Annotated in this window: 15 protein-coding genes; 10 read left to right on the top strand and 5 right to left on the bottom strand. The window is 69.9% G+C overall.

The window, feature by feature from the left end; genetic code table 11:
- Positions 1-157: 157 nt before the first annotated feature.
- Entirely contained in the window at positions 158-472 is a 315-nt protein-coding gene (locus BLQ14_RS12590) for a DUF1476 domain-containing protein (RefSeq protein WP_092500928.1), read from the top strand.
- Between the two features lie 157 nt (positions 473-629).
- On the top strand, positions 630-1646 hold the full coding sequence (bmt, locus tag BLQ14_RS12585) for a betaine--homocysteine S-methyltransferase (protein ID WP_092500927.1): 1017 nt from the start codon (positions 630-632) through the stop codon (positions 1644-1646).
- 122 nt (positions 1647-1768) lie between these two features.
- Here the strand turns inward: bmt and BLQ14_RS12580 are convergent, their stop codons facing one another.
- Positions 1769-2872: a PA0069 family radical SAM protein gene (locus BLQ14_RS12580; protein WP_092500926.1), complete on the bottom strand. Its 1104-nt coding sequence runs from the start codon at positions 2870-2872 to the stop codon at positions 1769-1771.
- Positions 2873-3076: 204 nt separating this feature from the next.
- Between BLQ14_RS12580 and BLQ14_RS12575 the strand changes: the two genes are divergently transcribed.
- From BLQ14_RS12575 to BLQ14_RS12560, 4 genes are all read left to right on the top strand, one after another.
- Positions 3077-3781 (top strand): corrinoid protein, encoded by a 705-nt coding sequence (locus BLQ14_RS12575; protein WP_092500925.1) that lies wholly within the window; start codon positions 3077-3079, stop codon positions 3779-3781.
- Positions 3782-3876: 95 nt separating this feature from the next.
- A complete protein-coding gene (locus tag BLQ14_RS12570; RefSeq protein WP_092500924.1) occupies positions 3877-4095 on the top strand; it encodes a hypothetical protein in 219 nt (72 codons plus the stop codon).
- A complete protein-coding gene (locus BLQ14_RS12565; RefSeq protein ID WP_245657102.1) occupies positions 4076-4411 on the top strand; it encodes a YbjQ family protein in 336 nt (111 codons plus the stop codon). Before BLQ14_RS12570 ends, BLQ14_RS12565 begins: the two co-directional genes overlap by 20 nt.
- Positions 4411-5073 (top strand): DUF1638 domain-containing protein, encoded by a 663-nt coding sequence (locus tag BLQ14_RS12560; protein ID WP_092500922.1) that lies wholly within the window; start codon positions 4411-4413, stop codon positions 5071-5073. The genes BLQ14_RS12565 and BLQ14_RS12560 overlap by 1 nt, the downstream gene beginning before the upstream one ends.
- 6 nt (positions 5074-5079) lie before the next feature.
- On the opposite strand, the gene BLQ14_RS12555 is transcribed toward BLQ14_RS12560, so the two are convergent.
- Complete coding sequence (locus tag BLQ14_RS12555; RefSeq protein WP_092500921.1) at positions 5080-5508, bottom strand: SufE family protein; 429 nt, start codon at positions 5506-5508, stop codon at positions 5080-5082.
- Positions 5509-5659: 151 nt separating this feature from the next.
- Between BLQ14_RS12555 and BLQ14_RS12550 the strand changes: the two genes are divergently transcribed.
- Positions 5660-6139, top strand: a complete 480-nt coding sequence (locus tag BLQ14_RS12550; protein WP_245657101.1) for a hypothetical protein — start codon at positions 5660-5662, stop codon at positions 6137-6139.
- 19 nt (positions 6140-6158) lie between these two features.
- On the opposite strand, the gene xseA is transcribed toward BLQ14_RS12550, so the two are convergent.
- On the bottom strand, positions 6159-7721 hold the full coding sequence (gene xseA, locus BLQ14_RS12545; protein WP_092500920.1) for an exodeoxyribonuclease VII large subunit: 1563 nt from the start codon (positions 7719-7721) through the stop codon (positions 6159-6161).
- 79 nt (positions 7722-7800) lie between these two features.
- Here xseA and purD point away from each other — a divergent pair, with 79 nt between their 5' ends.
- Positions 7801-9069, top strand: coding sequence for a phosphoribosylamine--glycine ligase (purD, locus tag BLQ14_RS12540; RefSeq protein WP_092500919.1), 1269 nt, complete (start codon positions 7801-7803; stop codon positions 9067-9069).
- 104 nt (positions 9070-9173) lie between these two features.
- Here purD and BLQ14_RS12535 read toward each other — a convergent pair whose 3' ends face one another.
- Positions 9174-10202, bottom strand: coding sequence for an endonuclease/exonuclease/phosphatase family protein (locus BLQ14_RS12535; protein ID WP_092500918.1), 1029 nt, complete (start codon positions 10200-10202; stop codon positions 9174-9176).
- A complete protein-coding gene (locus tag BLQ14_RS12530) occupies positions 10202-10909 on the bottom strand; it encodes a molecular chaperone DjiA (RefSeq protein ID WP_092500917.1) in 708 nt (235 codons plus the stop codon). The genes BLQ14_RS12535 and BLQ14_RS12530 overlap by 1 nt, the downstream gene beginning before the upstream one ends.
- Between BLQ14_RS12530 and BLQ14_RS12525 the strand changes: the two genes are divergently transcribed.
- Complete coding sequence (locus BLQ14_RS12525) at positions 10890-11999, top strand: lipocalin-like domain-containing protein (protein WP_245657100.1); 1110 nt, start codon at positions 10890-10892, stop codon at positions 11997-11999. The two genes, BLQ14_RS12530 and BLQ14_RS12525, sit on opposite strands and share 20 nt — an antisense overlap.
- A gap of 70 nt (positions 12000-12069) precedes the next feature.
- A complete protein-coding gene (gene selD / locus BLQ14_RS12520) occupies positions 12070-14247 on the top strand; it encodes a selenide, water dikinase SelD (protein ID WP_092500916.1) in 2178 nt (725 codons plus the stop codon).
- Positions 14248-14309 lie beyond the last annotated feature (62 nt).

Raw genomic sequence — 14309 nt, 5'->3', positions numbered from 1 at the left:
GGCGCCGCGGCGCGGGCCGGCGGCGCCCGTTGCGCGCTCACTTAGCCCAAGCCCCCCGCCCTCGCAAGCAACGCCGCACAACCGCTCTCGCCCCTTGCGGCAGCCGCGTGCCCGGTCCATATCGGAGGAAACTCCAAGTGACGCCGAAAGGATCGACATGACCACCTTCGACGAGCGCGAACATGCCTTCGAGGCCAAATTCGCCCATGACCAGGAGATGCAGTTCAAGGCCCAGGCGCGGCGCAACAAGCTCCTTGGCCTGTGGGCGGCCGAACTGATGGGCAAGACCGGCGAAGACGCCGAAGCCTATGCGCGCGAAGTGATCAGGGCCGATTTCGAGGAAGCCGGTGACGAGGACGTGTTCCGCAAGGTCGCCGCTGATCTTGGCGACCGGGTCGACGAGGCGACGATTCGCGCGAAGATGGCCGAGCTGATGAAGATCGCCAAGGCGCAACTCATGGAGGAGAGCTGAGCGCACGGCACAGCCCACCTTCAACTTGAGGCGATCCTCAAACAGATCATGACAAATATGAATTTGCGTCATGGTCTGAGCCGTGAAATGAGACAGATGACATGACTGGCCGCGCGCGGGAATCTTCTGCGCGGCCCTTTTGCTGCGTGGTGATCCGATGGCCGACCTGCTCTCCCGCCTGCTTGCCGAGCGCGACTGGATTCTCGCCGATGGCGCGACGGGGACCAATCTCTTCAACATGGGGCTGGCCTCGGGCGAGCCGCCCGAGCTCTGGAACACCGATCACCCCGACAAGGTGCGCGCGCTTTATCGCGGCTGGGTCGAGGTGGGCTGCGATCTGTTTCTCACCAACAGCTTCGGCTCCAACGCCGCGCGGCTCAAGCTGCACGGGGCTCAGGCGCGCGCCCGCGAGCTCTCGCGCGTCGCCGCGGAGCTTGCGCGCGAGGAGGCCGACCGGGCCGGCCGGCCGATCGTGGTGGCCGGCTCCATGGGGCCGACAGGGGAGATCATGGCACCGATGGGAAGCCTCACCCATGAGGCGGCGGTGGAGATTTTCCACGAGCAGGCCGAGGGGCTGAAGGAAGGCGGCGCCGATGTGTTGTGGGTGGAGACGATCTCGGCGGTTGAGGAATTCCGCGCCGCGGCCGAGGCGGCGCGGCTCACCGGCATGCCCTGGTGCGGCACCATGACCTTCGACACCGCCGGGCGTACCATGATGGGCGTGACGCCGGCACAACTCGCCACGCTCGTAGAGAAGCTCCCCAACCCGCCCATCGCCTACGGCGCCAACTGCGGGGTCGGCGCCTCCGACCTTCTGCGCACCGTGCTGGGTTTCGTCGCTCAGGGCAGCGAGCGGCCCATCATCGCCAAGGGCAACGCCGGGATACCCAAGTACGAGCACGGGCATATCCATTATGACGGCACGCCGGAGCTGATGGCCGACTACGCCGTGCTCGCCCGCGACTGCGGCGCGCGGATCATCGGCGGCTGCTGCGGCACCACGCCCGACCATCTGGCACGCATGCGCGAGGCGCTCGAGACCACACCGCCGGGCCCCCGGCCATCGCTCGAGGAGATTGCCGCGCGCCTCGGCGCCTTCTCCTCACCTGGCGACGGCTCCGGTACCGATACGGCCCAGCGGCCAGAGCGCGCGCGCAGACGGCGCCGGGGGTGATGACAAAACGACGCTCCCTCAAATATTTATCGGTCGTTTGTGAGAAAATGCGCGAGCTTCGGGCAGCCGCCATGCATGTTTCCGCACGCGCGCCGGCACACCACGCCCGTGCGGTGAACGGGTCAGAAGAGCGACAACTGCGTCGGCCCCTTTCGAGGCACGGTGAAGAGATCGCAGCGCAGGGGTGGAAGCGGGCCGTCGAGCCCCAACCGGCGCGCCGCGATCTCGAAGCGCCGGGCGATCAGCTCGGCATGAACGCCCTGCCCGCGCATCCGGTGCCCGAAGCGCCCGTCATAGTCGCGCCCGCCGTGCAGGCTGCGAACCCGGCCGAGAACCTTTGCGGCGCGGTCGGGGAAATGCGCCTCGAGCCATTCGGTGAAGAGCTCGGCCACCTCGCCGGTGAGCCTCAGCGCGATCCAGCTCGCCGCGCGCGCACCGGCCTCGGCGCAAGCGGCAAGGATCGCCTCGATCTCGTGATCGGTGAGGCCCGGGATGACCGGCGAGACCATGGCGCGCACCGGAATGCCGGCCGCGCTCAGCCGGCGGATCGTCTCGAGCCTGCGGGAGGGGGCAGGCACGCGCGGCTCCATCTTGCGCGCAAGCGCCGCGTCGAGCGTGGTCACCGAGATACCCACGTGCACGAGCCCCTCTTCGGCCATCGGCGCGAGAATGTCGATGTCGCGTTCGATCAGGCTGCCCTTGGTGACGATGCCGACAGGGTGGCGGAACTCGGCCAGCACTTCGAGAATGGCACGCATCGCCCGAAAGCGCGCCTCGATGGGCTGGTAAGGGTCGGTGTTGGTGCCGATGGCAATGAGCTTCGGTCGGTAACTGCTTGCCGAAAGATGCTTTTTAAGAACCTCTGCGGCACCGGGGCGGGCGATTATGCGGGTCTCGAAATCGAGCCCCGGCGAAAGCCCCAGAAAGGCGTGGGTGGGCCGCGCGAAGCAGTAGATGCAGCCGTGCTCGCAGCCGCGGTAGGGGTTGATCGAGCGCTCGAAGCCGAGATCGGGCGAGGCGTTGCGGGTGATGACGCTGCGCGGGATCTCGATGCTGACCTCGGTGCGCAGGGGCGGCAGCGTGTCTTCGGGCGGGCGCGCCCAGCCGTCGTCGGCATCGGTGCGCGCCGCGGGCTCGAAGCGCCCCACCCGGTTGGAGACGGCGCCGCGCCCCCGCGCCCGAGCGCCCATCAGCCAGGGCGTTGCCGAATCATCCATGCCAGTCATGGAGCGAGACTAGAACAAATTGAGAACATTTTCCACCATCCGCCGCAGCGTCATCGGCGCGGATCGACCGTTGCGCACCGCCCGGCCGCTGCGAGTCGGTTGCGCGCGTCCGAATGTCGCAATTCGTCTGGCGCGGCGGCGGCGCTGCGCGCATTGAGGGCTGAAACCAACGGCGCCCCGGCGGCGCCCTGCCGGAGTTGAGCGATGGCCGAAGAAGACGACGAACTGATCCTGAGCGAGCTCGACGACGAGGAACTCGTGCAGCAGATGCACGACGACCTCTATGACGGCCTGAAGGAAGAGATCGAGGAAGGCGTGCGCATTCTGCTCGAGCGCGGCTGGGAGCCCTACAAGGTGCTCACCGAGGCGCTGGTGGGGGGCATGAAGATTGTCGGCGACGACTTCCGCGACGGCATCCTCTTCGTGCCCGAGGTGCTGCTGGCGGCGAACGCCATGAAGGCGGGCATGGCGATCCTCAAGCCGCTTCTGGCCGAGACCGGCGCGCCCAAGGTCGGCAAGATGGTGATCGGCACCGTCAAGGGCGACATCCATGACATCGGCAAGAACCTCGTGGCGATGATGATGGAGGGCGCGGGCTTCGAGGTGATCGACCTCGGCATCAACAACCCCGTCGAGAACTATCTCGAGGCGCTCGAGCGGGAAGAGGCCGACATTCTCGGGATGTCGGCGCTGCTGACCACGACCATGCCCTACATGAAGGTTGTCATCGACGCCCTCGTGGAGAAGGGCATCCGCGACAACTACATCGTGCTTGTGGGCGGCGCGCCGCTCAACGAGGAATTCGGCCGCGCGATCGGCGCCGATGCCTATTGCCGCGATGCCGCGGTGGCGGTCGAGACGGCCAAGCAGTTCATCGCCCGCAAGCACAACCAGATGGCGGCAGGCTGAGCTGCGGCCCTTCTGCCGTCGCGCTCGGAAGCCCGGCTGGCCTGACAAGGCTCCCGCGGCTATGATGGTGCGCGGGCCGTTAGGGGAGGCAGGCCATGCCGCTTGACCGTCTGGTGCTGATCATCGTGATCGTCCTCGTCGCCGCCGCGGTCACGGTGTGGCTCGGCGCGTTGATCTTCGCCGCCTTCGAGGTGGGCGGGGCGGTGTGGCTGGCACTGATCCCGGCGGCGCTCGTGGGCTACATCGTCTGGCGCGTGATCGCCGAGCGGCTCTCAAACTCCGAGGACGACCGCTATGACCGCATCGAGAAGTGACATGCCGGTGCTGACCACCGAAACGGTGCCCGGCCACGAGATCGCCGAGGCGCTGGGCCTCGTGCGCGGCTCCTCGGTGCGTGCCAAGCATATCGGGGCGGACATCGTCGCGGGGCTGAGGAATCTGGTGGGAGGCGAGGTGCGCGAATACGCCTCGCTTCTGGCCGGCGCGCGCGAACAGGCGCTTGACCGGATGGTCGCCGAGGCACGCGCGCTGGGTGCGGATGCCGTGGTGGCCGTACGGATGGAGACCTCGATGATCCAGCAGGGGGCGAGCGAGATCCTCTGCTATGGCACGGCGGTGCGGCTGGCCTGATGGACGGGAGCAAGAGCCCAACCCTGCCCGATGACGCGACGCTCACTGAAGCGGGCCTTGCGCCGGCGGCGCGGGGGCGGGTTCTGCTTCTGGCCTGCGGTGCGCTCGCGCGCGAGATTCTCGCGCTGATCCGCGCCAATGGCTGGGAGCATGTCGACCTCGCCTGCCTGCCGGCGATCCTGCACAACACGCCCGAGAAGATCCCCCAGGCAGTGCGCGAGGCGGTGGAGCGCCATCGCGGCGCCTATCAGGCAATCCACCTCGTCTATGCCGACTGCGGCACCGGCGGGCGGCTTGCGGCGCTTTGCGAAGAGCTCGGGATCGAGATGGTGCCCGGCCCGCACTGCTACTCCTTCTTCGAGGGCAACGAGATCTTCGCCGCCCGCGCCGAGGACGAATTCACCGCCTTCTATCTCACCGATTTTCTGGTGCGCCAGTTCGACGCCTTCGTGTGGAAGCCGCTCGGCCTCGACCGCCACCCCGAGCTGCGCGACGCCTACTTCGGCCATTACGAGAAGCTCGTCTATCTCGCCCAGACCGACGACCCCGCGCTCGATGCGAAGGCGCGGGAGTGCGCGGCACGGCTCGGGCTTGCCTATGAGCGCCGCTTCACCGGCTACGGCGATCTTGCGCGCGAGCTTCAGGCTTGGCTTGGGGAGTAATCTGCGTCAGGCCGCGACCGCCTGTTCGGCAAGCGCGCGAATGCGGCCGATCATCGCTCTCACCCCGTTCGAGCGCTGGGAGGAGAGGTGCTGGTCAAGCCCGAGACGTGCAAGCTCGGCCTGGGCATCAACCTCGAGCACCTCGCGCAGCGTGAGCCCGCAGTATAGCGCGCGCAGGATGGCGATGAGCCCGCGCACGATCATCGCATCCGAATCACCGTCGAAACAGAACCGCGCCTCGGGCCCCTCGCCCTCGATGCGCGGCACCAGCCAGACCTGGCTTGCGCAGCCCTCGACCTTGGTCGCCGGCACCTTGAGCGCCTCGGCAAGCGGCGGCATCTCACGGCCAAGCTCGATGACATGGCGGTAGCGGTCCTCCCAGTCGTCGAGAAACTCGAAGGTCTCGGCAATATCCTCGAAGGCTTCGCTGGCCACCGCTTCATCCTCATCTTCATTCAGGGCTCACCGACAGCTAGGCCCGCGCGGCTGCCATGTCCAGAGGACGCGAGGCACCGGGGCAACTGCGGCTTTTCAAGCCGCGCGGTTTCGGCTACCCCCAAGGAGGTGCGGGTGAGGAGGCCGGAGCATGGGCAGAAGACGCGCGATCACGCTGGGCGTGGCCCTTTTCGCGGGGCTGGCGCTGTCTCTTGGCGGATGCGTGCAGGGCCTGGGCAGGCTCAACCCCCTCAACTGGTTCGGTCAGGCCGAGGAGGTCACCGTCGACGCCGTCGAGGCCGAGACCGTCCGCGACCCGCGTCCGCTCGTTGAGCGGGTGGTGGCCCTCGAGATCGCCCGGCGCCCCGGCGGCGCCATCGTCACCGCGCGCGGCCTGCCTCCCACCCAGGGATGGTGGGCGGCAGAGCTTGTGCCGCTTGGCGACGAGCTGCCCGTCGCCGGGACGCTAGCCTACGAATTCCGCATCGCCCCGCCCCCGGTCGCCAAGCGCGTTGGCCCGCCGCGATCACGCGAAGTCGTGGTGGCGCGCTTCGTCTCGGACGAAAAGCTTGAGGGCGTGCGCGCCATTCAGGTGCGCGGCCGGACGAATGCGCTGGTGGCGCGCCGCTGAGCGGGCGCCAGCCGCACCATCAGAAGAGCGTTCCCTGCCCGCCCTCCGAGGAGTCCGAGCGCGGACGTCGGGCTGATGACGCCTCTCGCCGCACGGGCCGGGCATCAAGCCTGCCGTCGGAGAACTCGATCTCGAGCGTTTCGGCCTCGGCCGCCCGCGCGCGCCGCGTGACGACATGCCCGCCCGCGCGCACCACCGCAAAGCCGCGCCGGAGCGTTTCGGTATAGCCCAGATTCTGGCGCAGCCGCTCAAGCCCCGCGAGCCGCTCGCGCGCTGCCGAGAGCCGCGTGCGCCCGGCTGCGGCGAGCCGTTCAGAAAGACGGGCGAGCGCGCGCCGCCCTTCCTGCAATTCGCGCCGCAGGGGCGCGGGGCGCAGGCCGGCGGCCAGCCGCTGAAGCCGCTCGCTGCGGCGCTGCAGATTGCGGCGCATGGCCAGCTCGAGCCGCTCGGCGCGGTCCTCGAGCAGGCGGCGGCGCTCGGCGCTGAGCGCCTTCAGCGCACCGGGGCGAAGCGGCGCGGCGGTACGGGTGAGCTGCAGGCGCTTGACCTGCACCACCGCCCGCAGCGCGCGTGGCAGCCGTTCGGAGAGCATGTCAAGCCGCTGGGCGTGGGCGAGCGTCAGCGACTCGGGGCGCGGCAGCGCGCGTGACAGATCGGCGAGGCGCTGTCGGCGGCGGTCGAGCGCGAGACCGATGGCGCGGGTCAGGCGCGCCTCCATGTCGGTGAGCCTGGCGAGAAGCTCAAGCCGCACCGGCACCGCCATCTCGGCCGCGGCGGTGGGCGTGGGCGCCCGCAGATCGGCGGCGTAGTCGATCAGCGTGGTGTCTGTCTCATGCCCCACCGCCGAGATCACCGGGATATCCGAGGCCGCCACCGCGCGCACCACCGACTCGTCGTTGAACCCCCACAGATCCTCGATCGATCCGCCGCCGCGGGCGACGATGATGACATCGGGCCGCGGGATCGGCCCGCCGGGCGCGAGGCGGTTGAAGCCCTCGATGGCGCGGGCGACCTCGGGCGCGCAGGCCTCGCCCTGCACCGCCACCGGCCAGATGATCACATGGCGCGGGAAGCGGTCGCGCAGCCGGTGCAGGATGTCGCGGATGACCGCGCCTGCCGGCGAGGTGACAACCCCGATCACCTCGGGCAGGAACGGCAGACGCTTCTTGCGCTCGGGCGCGAACAGCCCCTCGGCGGCGAGCTTGGCCTTGCGCTTCTCCAGCATCGCCATCAGCGCGCCCACCCCGGCGGGGCGCACATCCTCGACATTGAGCTGATACTTCGACTGGCTGGCGAAGGTGGTGAGCCGGCCCGTGGCCACAACCTCCATCCCCTCCTCGGGGCGGACGGTGAGCCGGCCCACCTGCCCCTTCCAGCTTACCGCGGCGAGCACGCTGCGCTCGTCCTTGAGGTCGAAGTAGAGATGGCCCGAGCGGGCCAGAAACACCCGCCCCACCTCGCCGCGCACACGCACGCGGCCGAACTCGTCCTCGATCACCCGGCGGATGGCGCCGGAGATCTCGGAGACGGTGAATTCGTGGGCGTTCTCGCCGGGCTGCGGGTTGTCGATGAGATCGGTCATGTGCCTGCCTTGTCTCACAGCAGGGGGCAGCCTAGAACAGCGCCGGGCCAAGGAAAAGCCAGCAAGGGGAAGGCGGGGCATGAACATTCTCATTCTCGGCGGCGGCGGGCGAGAGCATGCGCTTGCATGGGCGGCGATGCAGAACCCCAAATGCGACCGGCTCATCGCCGCGCCGGGCAATGCCGGGATCGCCGCCATCGCCGAATGCGCGCGCCTCGACATCAATGACGGCGCACAAGTTGCTGCCTTTGCCGTGGAAAACAGCATCGACCTTGTCATCGTCGGTCCCGAGGCGCCGCTTGCGGCGGGGGTGGCGGATGCGCTGCGCACGGCGGGCGTTCTGGTCTTCGGCCCCTCGGCGGCGGCGGCGCGGCTCGAGGCCTCGAAGGGATTCACCAAGGAGATCTGCGCCGCGGCCGGGGTGCCCACGGCGGCCTGGGCGCGGTTTTCCGAGCCTGCGGCGGCCAAGGCCTATCTGCGCGAGAAGGCCGCGCCGATCGTGGTCAAGGCCGACGGGCTTGCCGCGGGCAAGGGCGTGGTGGTGGCCATGCACCTCGAGGATGCGGAGGCGGCCGTGGACGAGATGTTCGCCGGCGCCTTCGGCGCGGCGGGCGCCGAGGTGGTGATCGAGGAGTTCATGGAGGGCGAGGAAGCCTCGCTGTTCGTGCTGGCCGACGGCGAGGAGATGCTCGAGATCGGCACTGCGCAGGATCACAAGCGCATCGGCGAGGGCGACACCGGCCCCAACACCGGCGGCATGGGCGCCTATTCGCCGGCGCCGGTGATGACGCGCGAGGTGACCGCGCGCGCGCTCGAGGAGATCGTTCGCCCGACGCTTGCCGAGATGGCCCGGCGCGGCACGCCCTATCAGGGTGTGCTCTATGCCGGGCTCATGGTGAAGGACGGCGCGCCGCGGCTTGTCGAATACAACGTGCGCTTCGGCGATCCGGAGTGTCAGGTGCTGATGATGCGGCTCGGCGGGCAGGCGCTCGATCTCATCCACGCCTGCGCCGAGGGACGGCTTGGCGAGGCAAAGGTGAACTGGGCCGACGATCACGCGATGACGGTGGTGATGGCCGCGCGCGGCTATCCGGGCAGATATGCCACGGGCACCGTGATCCGCGGGCTCGAAGAGCTGCCCGAGACGAGCCGGGAGATGGTGTTTCACGCCGGCACGCGCGAGGTGGAGGGCCGCATCGAGGCGGCCGGCGGGCGGGTGCTCAACGCCACGGGCCGGGGCGACACGCTCGAGGAGGCGGCCGCGCGCGCCTATGGGCTGATCGAGCGGATCGACTGGCCGGATGGCTACTTCCGCCGCGACATCGGCTGGCGGGCCCTGAAGCGCTGAGCCGCGCGCCCGGCGGTGCCGTGGCGCAGTGGGTATTTTGCCCAGGGTGATGGGGGCCGGGGCACGCGCCCGGCGCCCCGGCGGCACGAGGGAGGTCGAACGGCTCAGAGATCGATGTCGAGCGTGACGGGGAAGTGATCGGAGGCGGTCAGGAGTGCCTCGCGCAGCTCGGGCGTGTCGTAGCACACCGGATCATCGAAGGGGTGCCAGATGCGCCAGCGCGGGTTGCGGGCGCACAGATCGGGCGAGATCATGATGTAGTCGAGGAGCGCCTGCATCCAGCGCCTCTCCTCGGCGATCCAGAAGCGCGCGGTCACGGGCATCGCGCCGACCCTCTGGCTCAAGGCAAGGCGCGCGTTGGGATCGTAAAGTTTCGGGCCCGAGGCGCCCTCGCCCATCACGATCTCGACGCCCGAGCGGCCGAAGAGCTGCTCGTATTCGTCAAGGCCGGGGCCGTCGTTGAAGTCGCCGAGCACGATCAGGGGGTCGCCCGCGGCGAGGTGCCCCTCGATGCGGCGGCGCAGCCAGAGGCACTGGGCGTGCTGCTTGCGGCGATTGGCGATGGCGATGCGCCGCGCCTCCTCGGGATTGCGCGCGCCATGCGGTGCCTTCGACTTGATGTGCACGCCGATGAGACGGAAGGCAAAGCCGCTGGCCAGCACCGTCACCGCCGCCTCGAGCGGCGGCTTGGAGAAGGTGACGGTTTCGGGCTCGGCGTCCACGTCGAGGTCGATGGCAAAGCTCGCATCAAAGCGCGGGGCGTCAAAGATGTCCTCCCCGCGCGGGTCGCCCATCGGGTCGTGCCGCGCGGTGACGACATCGGGGTCAAACATCAGCGCGATTTCCTGCTGGGTTTCGCTCTCGAAACCCCGGATCGCGTTGCGGCACCTGAGCCCATAGCGCGCGGCGAAGCTTTCGAGGCAGGCGACCGTCGAGCGGTGCTCGTGACTGTCGGGTGCTTCCACCACCAGCACCATGTCGGCATCGAGCGCGGTGAAGACGATGCCGAGCGCGGTGAGCTGTTCGGCGCGCGTGATGCCCTCGCGCCCCGAGGCGCCGGTGTCTTCGAGAAGCCGGCCGTGGGCGTCGAAGAGATTCGTGAACCACTCGACGTTGTAGGTGGCGATGCGCATCAGCCCGCCGCTTCGGGCAGCCTCTCGCCGCCGCGCTCGGCGCGAATCGCCTCCCAGGCGGCGTTTGCGGCGGCGAGGCGTTTCTGGCCTATTTCGATCGCCTCCTCGGGCAGGCCGCGGGCCATCAGACGGTCGGGGTGGCAATCGCGCGCGATCCGCCTCCAGGCAGCGCGCACCTCCTCGAGCGGCGCATCGGGCGAGACCTCGAGCACCGCGTAGGGGTCGGGCTCGGCGCCCCTCACGAAACGTGCCCTGAGTGCGGCAAAGCGCGCGCGCGGGATGCCGAAGATCTCCGCCACGCGGGAGAGGAAGGCATCTTCATGCGGGTGGTATTCGCCATCGGCGAGCGCGATGTGAAAGAGCCCCTCCATGAGGTCGCACAGCACCTCGGGGCGGTCCTTGAACATGCGCGCGATGCGGCGGGCGTAGTCCTCGAAACCGGCGACATCGGTGCGGGCGAGGTTGAAGACGCGCGCGGCGTTCTTCTCCTCTTCGGGCGGGATCACGAAGACCTCACGGAAGGCCGCGACCTCGTCGCGGGTGACATGGCCGTCGGCCTTGGCCATCTTGGCACCAAGCGCGATCACGGCGATGGTGAAGGCGACGGAGAGCTCGGGCGGGCGGCGGCGGCGCTCGAAGAGCGCGCCAAGGCCCTCGCCACGGGCAAGGCGGGAGAGCGCTTCGGCAATGCGGGACCAGATCGACATGCGGCGGAGACTAGATCAACCGTGCGCCGGGTGGAACCTTCAGGCTCTGCCGCGGCGGGGTTTTCTTGCCGGCGCACTCGCCTGCCTTGCCGGTGGCGCGCGCGCGCAAGGGTTTGCCGGGCTGGGAGCCGCGGCGGAGGGTTTCGCCCTGCCCGAGCGGGGGCGGGAGCTGATCTTTCCGGCCGATCACGGGCCGCATCCCGACTTCCGCATCGAGTGGTGGTATCTCACCGCCAATCTGCGCGACGGGCGAGGCCGCGATTTCGGCTGTCAGTGGACGCTGTTTCGCAGCGCGCTCTCCCCTTTCGAGTCGGAGGGCTGGCAGAGCCCGCAGCTGTGGCTCGCCCATGCCGGGCTGACCACGCCCGAGCGCCACTTCTCCGCCGAGCGGCGGGGCCGCGGCGGCATTGGCCAGGCGGGGGTGCGGGCGCATCCCTTTTCGGCCTGGATCGACGAGTGGCATCTGCGCGGCGCGCCCGAGGCGGCGATGGAGGCGCGCGCGGTCGGTGGCGAGTTTGCCTTTTCGCTGTCGCTTGAGGCGCGGGGGTCGCTCGTCCTGCATGGCGACCGGGGTTACTCGGTGAAGTCACCGGACGGGCGGGCGAGCCATTACTATTCGCAACCCTTTCTCGAGGCGCGGGGCGAACTCATCGTGCCGGAGGGCACCATCGCTGTCGAGGGGCTAGCGTGGATGGATCGCGAGTGGTCGTCGCAGCCGCTTGCCCCCGATCAGACCGGCTGGGACTGGATCTCGCTGCACCTCGACACGGGCGAGAAGCTCATGGGCTTTCGTCTGCGCAGCGCCGCAGGAGGCGTCTTCACCGCGGCCACATGGATCGCGGCCGACGGCACCGCCACCCCCTATCCCGACGGCGCGCTTGAGATGACGCCGCTGGCCACGGCACGGGTGGCGGGGCGGCGGGTGCCGGTGCGCTGGCGCGTGGCGCTGCCCGCGCGCGGGCTCGAGATGGAGCTTGCGGCCGTCTTCGACGGCGCCTGGCAGGCGCTCACGCCGCCCTACTGGGAGGGGCCGGTGCGGGTTTCCGGCTCGCATTCGGGCATGGGCTATCTGGAGATGACGGGCTATTGAGCGCCCTGCCCTCGCCAAATGGCGGCCCCGACGCCATGGCGAGGCGCCAAAGGTCGAGGATACGCACGCGATGCAACTGCCCCTGCCGCTGACCCGCGATCTGGTGCTGATCGGAGGCGGCCACGCCCATGCGCTGGTGCTGCGCCGCTGGGGGATGAAGCCGCTGCCGGGCGCGCGGCTGACGCTCATCAACCCCGGCCCGAGCGCCCCCTATACGGGCATGCTGCCCGGTCACATTGCCGGGCACTACGATCGCGAGGCGCTGGAGATCGACCTTGTGCGGCTCGCGCGCTTTGCCGGGGCGCGGCTGATCCTCGGCGAGGCCGAGGGGATCGATCTCGCCCGCCGGCGGGTGCGGGTGAAGGGCCGCGGCGAGATCGCCTATGACGTGACCTCGATCGACATCGGCATCGCCTCCGACCCGCCCCGGCTCAAGGGCTTCGCCGAACATGGCATCGCCGCAAAGCCCCTTGGCGCCTATGCCGAGCGGTGGGCGGAATTTCGCAAGGCAGTGGCGGATGGCAGGGTGCCGCCCGAGATCGCCGTGATCGGTGCGGGTGTCGGCGGGGTGGAGCTTGCGCTTGCCATGGCGCATGCGCTGCGCGATTTCGCCCCGCGCCTGACCCTCATCGAGGCGCGCGCCGCGCTTCCCCACATCGGCGCGGGGGCACGGCGGGCGCTGATGGCGCGGCTCTCCGCAGCCGGCATCACGCTGATCGAGGGCGTGGCGCCGGTGGAGGTGACGGCGCAGGCGGTGCGGCTTGCGGATGGGCGCGAAATCCCCTCCCGCCTCACCGTGGGCGTGGCGGGCGCGCGCCCGCATGGTTGGCTTGCCGAGACGGGGCTCAAGCTCGTGGACGGCTTCATCGAGATCGGCCCCGATCTCAGAACCTCCGACCCCCGCGTCTTCGCCGCGGGCGACTGCGCGCATATGTCCCATGCCCCGCGCCCCAAGGCCGGGGTCTATGCCGTGCGCCAGGCGCCGGTGCTTGCCCACAACCTTGCCGAGGCGCTCACGGGGGGCGCGCGGTTTCGCCGCTACCGCCCGCAGCGCGACTATCTCAAGCTCGTCTCGCTCGGCGAGAAGGCAGCGCTCGCCGACAAGTTCGGGCTCAGGCTCGAGGGCCGGCTTCTGTGGCGCTGGAAGGACCGCATCGACCGGCGCTTCATGGAGAAGTTCCACGACCTGCCCCGCATGAGCCCCCCGCCCCCGCCGCGCCGGGCCGCGCAAGGCGTGGTCGAGGCGCTGGCGGGCGGCCAGCCGATGTGCGCAGGCTGCGGGGCGAAGGTGGGCGGGGCGACGCTTGCGCAGATGCTGGCGTCCCTGCCGCGTCCGCCGCGCGCCGACATCGCGGCGGGTGCCGGTGACGACGCGGCGGTGCTGCAGTTTGCCAGCTGCCGTCAGGTCATCACCACCGACCAGCTGCGCGCCTTCACCGAGGATTACGGCCTCTTCGCGCGCATCGCCGCCGTGCATGCGCTGGGCGATGTCTGGGCGATGGGCGCGCGCCCTCAGGCCGCGCTTGCCAATGTCGTGCTGCCGCCGATGTCGCCCTCCCTGCAGGCGCGCACTCTGGGCGAGATCATGGGTGCGGCGGCAGAGGTTATGGAGGCGGCGGGAGCGGCCATCGTCGGCGGGCACACGGGGCTTGGCGCGGAGCTCTCGCTGGGCTTCACCGTCACCGGGCTTGCCGAGACACCGGTGGGAAAGGGCGGCGCGCAGCCGGGTGATGCGCTGATCCTGACCAAGCCCATTGGCACCGGCACCATCCTCGCCGCCGAGATGGCGCTTGAGGCGAAGGGCGAATGGGTCGCCGCAGCGCTTGCCTCGATGGCGCGGCCACAGGGCGCGGCGGCGGCGATCCTCGCGCCGGTGGCCCGGGCGATGACCGATGTGACGGGCTTCGGCCTTGCCGGGCATCTTTTGGAGATCTGCGCGGCTTCGGGCACGGGGGCGGAGATCGCGCTTTCCCGCCTGCCGCTTCTGCCCGGCGCCGAGGCGCTCGCCGCGCGCGGGATCCGCTCAACTCTCTGGGCCGCCAACCGCGCCGCCACCGAGGGCCGGGTCGAGGCGCCCGTGAATGCGCGGGCGGCGCTCCTCTTCGACCCGCAGACGGCCGGGGGGCTTTTGGCGGCGGTGCCGGCCGGGGAAGCTGACAGGATTCTGACAGCACTGCTGAACGCGGGATATGACGCGGCGCAGGTGGGGCGGGTGACCGACCAAGGCAATAGGCTGGTAATAAAATGAAGGACAGCTGGGAGGCGGGTCGGGCGCTGCCCGGCCTCAGGCCCGGGCAAACCCGGAGCCCC

This window comes from Meinhardsimonia xiamenensis, assembly GCF_900102905.1.
GTDB lineage: Bacteria > Pseudomonadota > Alphaproteobacteria > Rhodobacterales > Rhodobacteraceae > Meinhardsimonia > Meinhardsimonia xiamenensis.
This window is presented reverse-complemented; position numbering and strand designations above follow the sequence as displayed.

Excerpts from the sequence above, each read along its gene's own strand:
- BLQ14_RS12590 (WP_092500928.1), top strand. The coding sequence starts at position 158 with ATGACCACCTTCGACGAGCGCGAACATGCCTTCGAGGCCAAATTCGCC.
- bmt (WP_092500927.1), top strand. The coding sequence starts at position 630 with ATGGCCGACCTGCTCTCCCGCCTGCTTGCCGAGCGCGACTGGATTCTC.
- BLQ14_RS12580 (WP_092500926.1), bottom strand. The coding sequence starts at position 2,872 with ATGACTGGCATGGATGATTCGGCAACGCCCTGGCTGATGGGCGCTCGG.
- BLQ14_RS12575 (WP_092500925.1), top strand. The coding sequence starts at position 3,077 with ATGGCCGAAGAAGACGACGAACTGATCCTGAGCGAGCTCGACGACGAG.
- BLQ14_RS12570 (WP_092500924.1), top strand. The coding sequence starts at position 3,877 with ATGCCGCTTGACCGTCTGGTGCTGATCATCGTGATCGTCCTCGTCGCC.
- BLQ14_RS12565 (WP_245657102.1), top strand. The coding sequence starts at position 4,076 with ATGACCGCATCGAGAAGTGACATGCCGGTGCTGACCACCGAAACGGTG.
- BLQ14_RS12560 (WP_092500922.1), top strand. The coding sequence starts at position 4,411 with ATGGACGGGAGCAAGAGCCCAACCCTGCCCGATGACGCGACGCTCACT.
- BLQ14_RS12550 (WP_245657101.1), top strand. The coding sequence starts at position 5,660 with ATGGGCAGAAGACGCGCGATCACGCTGGGCGTGGCCCTTTTCGCGGGG.
- xseA (WP_092500920.1), bottom strand. The coding sequence starts at position 7,721 with ATGACCGATCTCATCGACAACCCGCAGCCCGGCGAGAACGCCCACGAA.
- purD (WP_092500919.1), top strand. The coding sequence starts at position 7,801 with ATGAACATTCTCATTCTCGGCGGCGGCGGGCGAGAGCATGCGCTTGCA.
- BLQ14_RS12535 (WP_092500918.1), bottom strand. The coding sequence starts at position 10,202 with ATGCGCATCGCCACCTACAACGTCGAGTGGTTCACGAATCTCTTCGAC.
- BLQ14_RS12525 (WP_245657100.1), top strand. The coding sequence starts at position 10,890 with ATGCGGGACCAGATCGACATGCGGCGGAGACTAGATCAACCGTGCGCC.
- BLQ14_RS12530 (WP_092500917.1), bottom strand. The coding sequence starts at position 10,909 with ATGTCGATCTGGTCCCGCATTGCCGAAGCGCTCTCCCGCCTTGCCCGT.
- selD (WP_092500916.1), top strand. The coding sequence starts at position 12,070 with ATGCAACTGCCCCTGCCGCTGACCCGCGATCTGGTGCTGATCGGAGGC.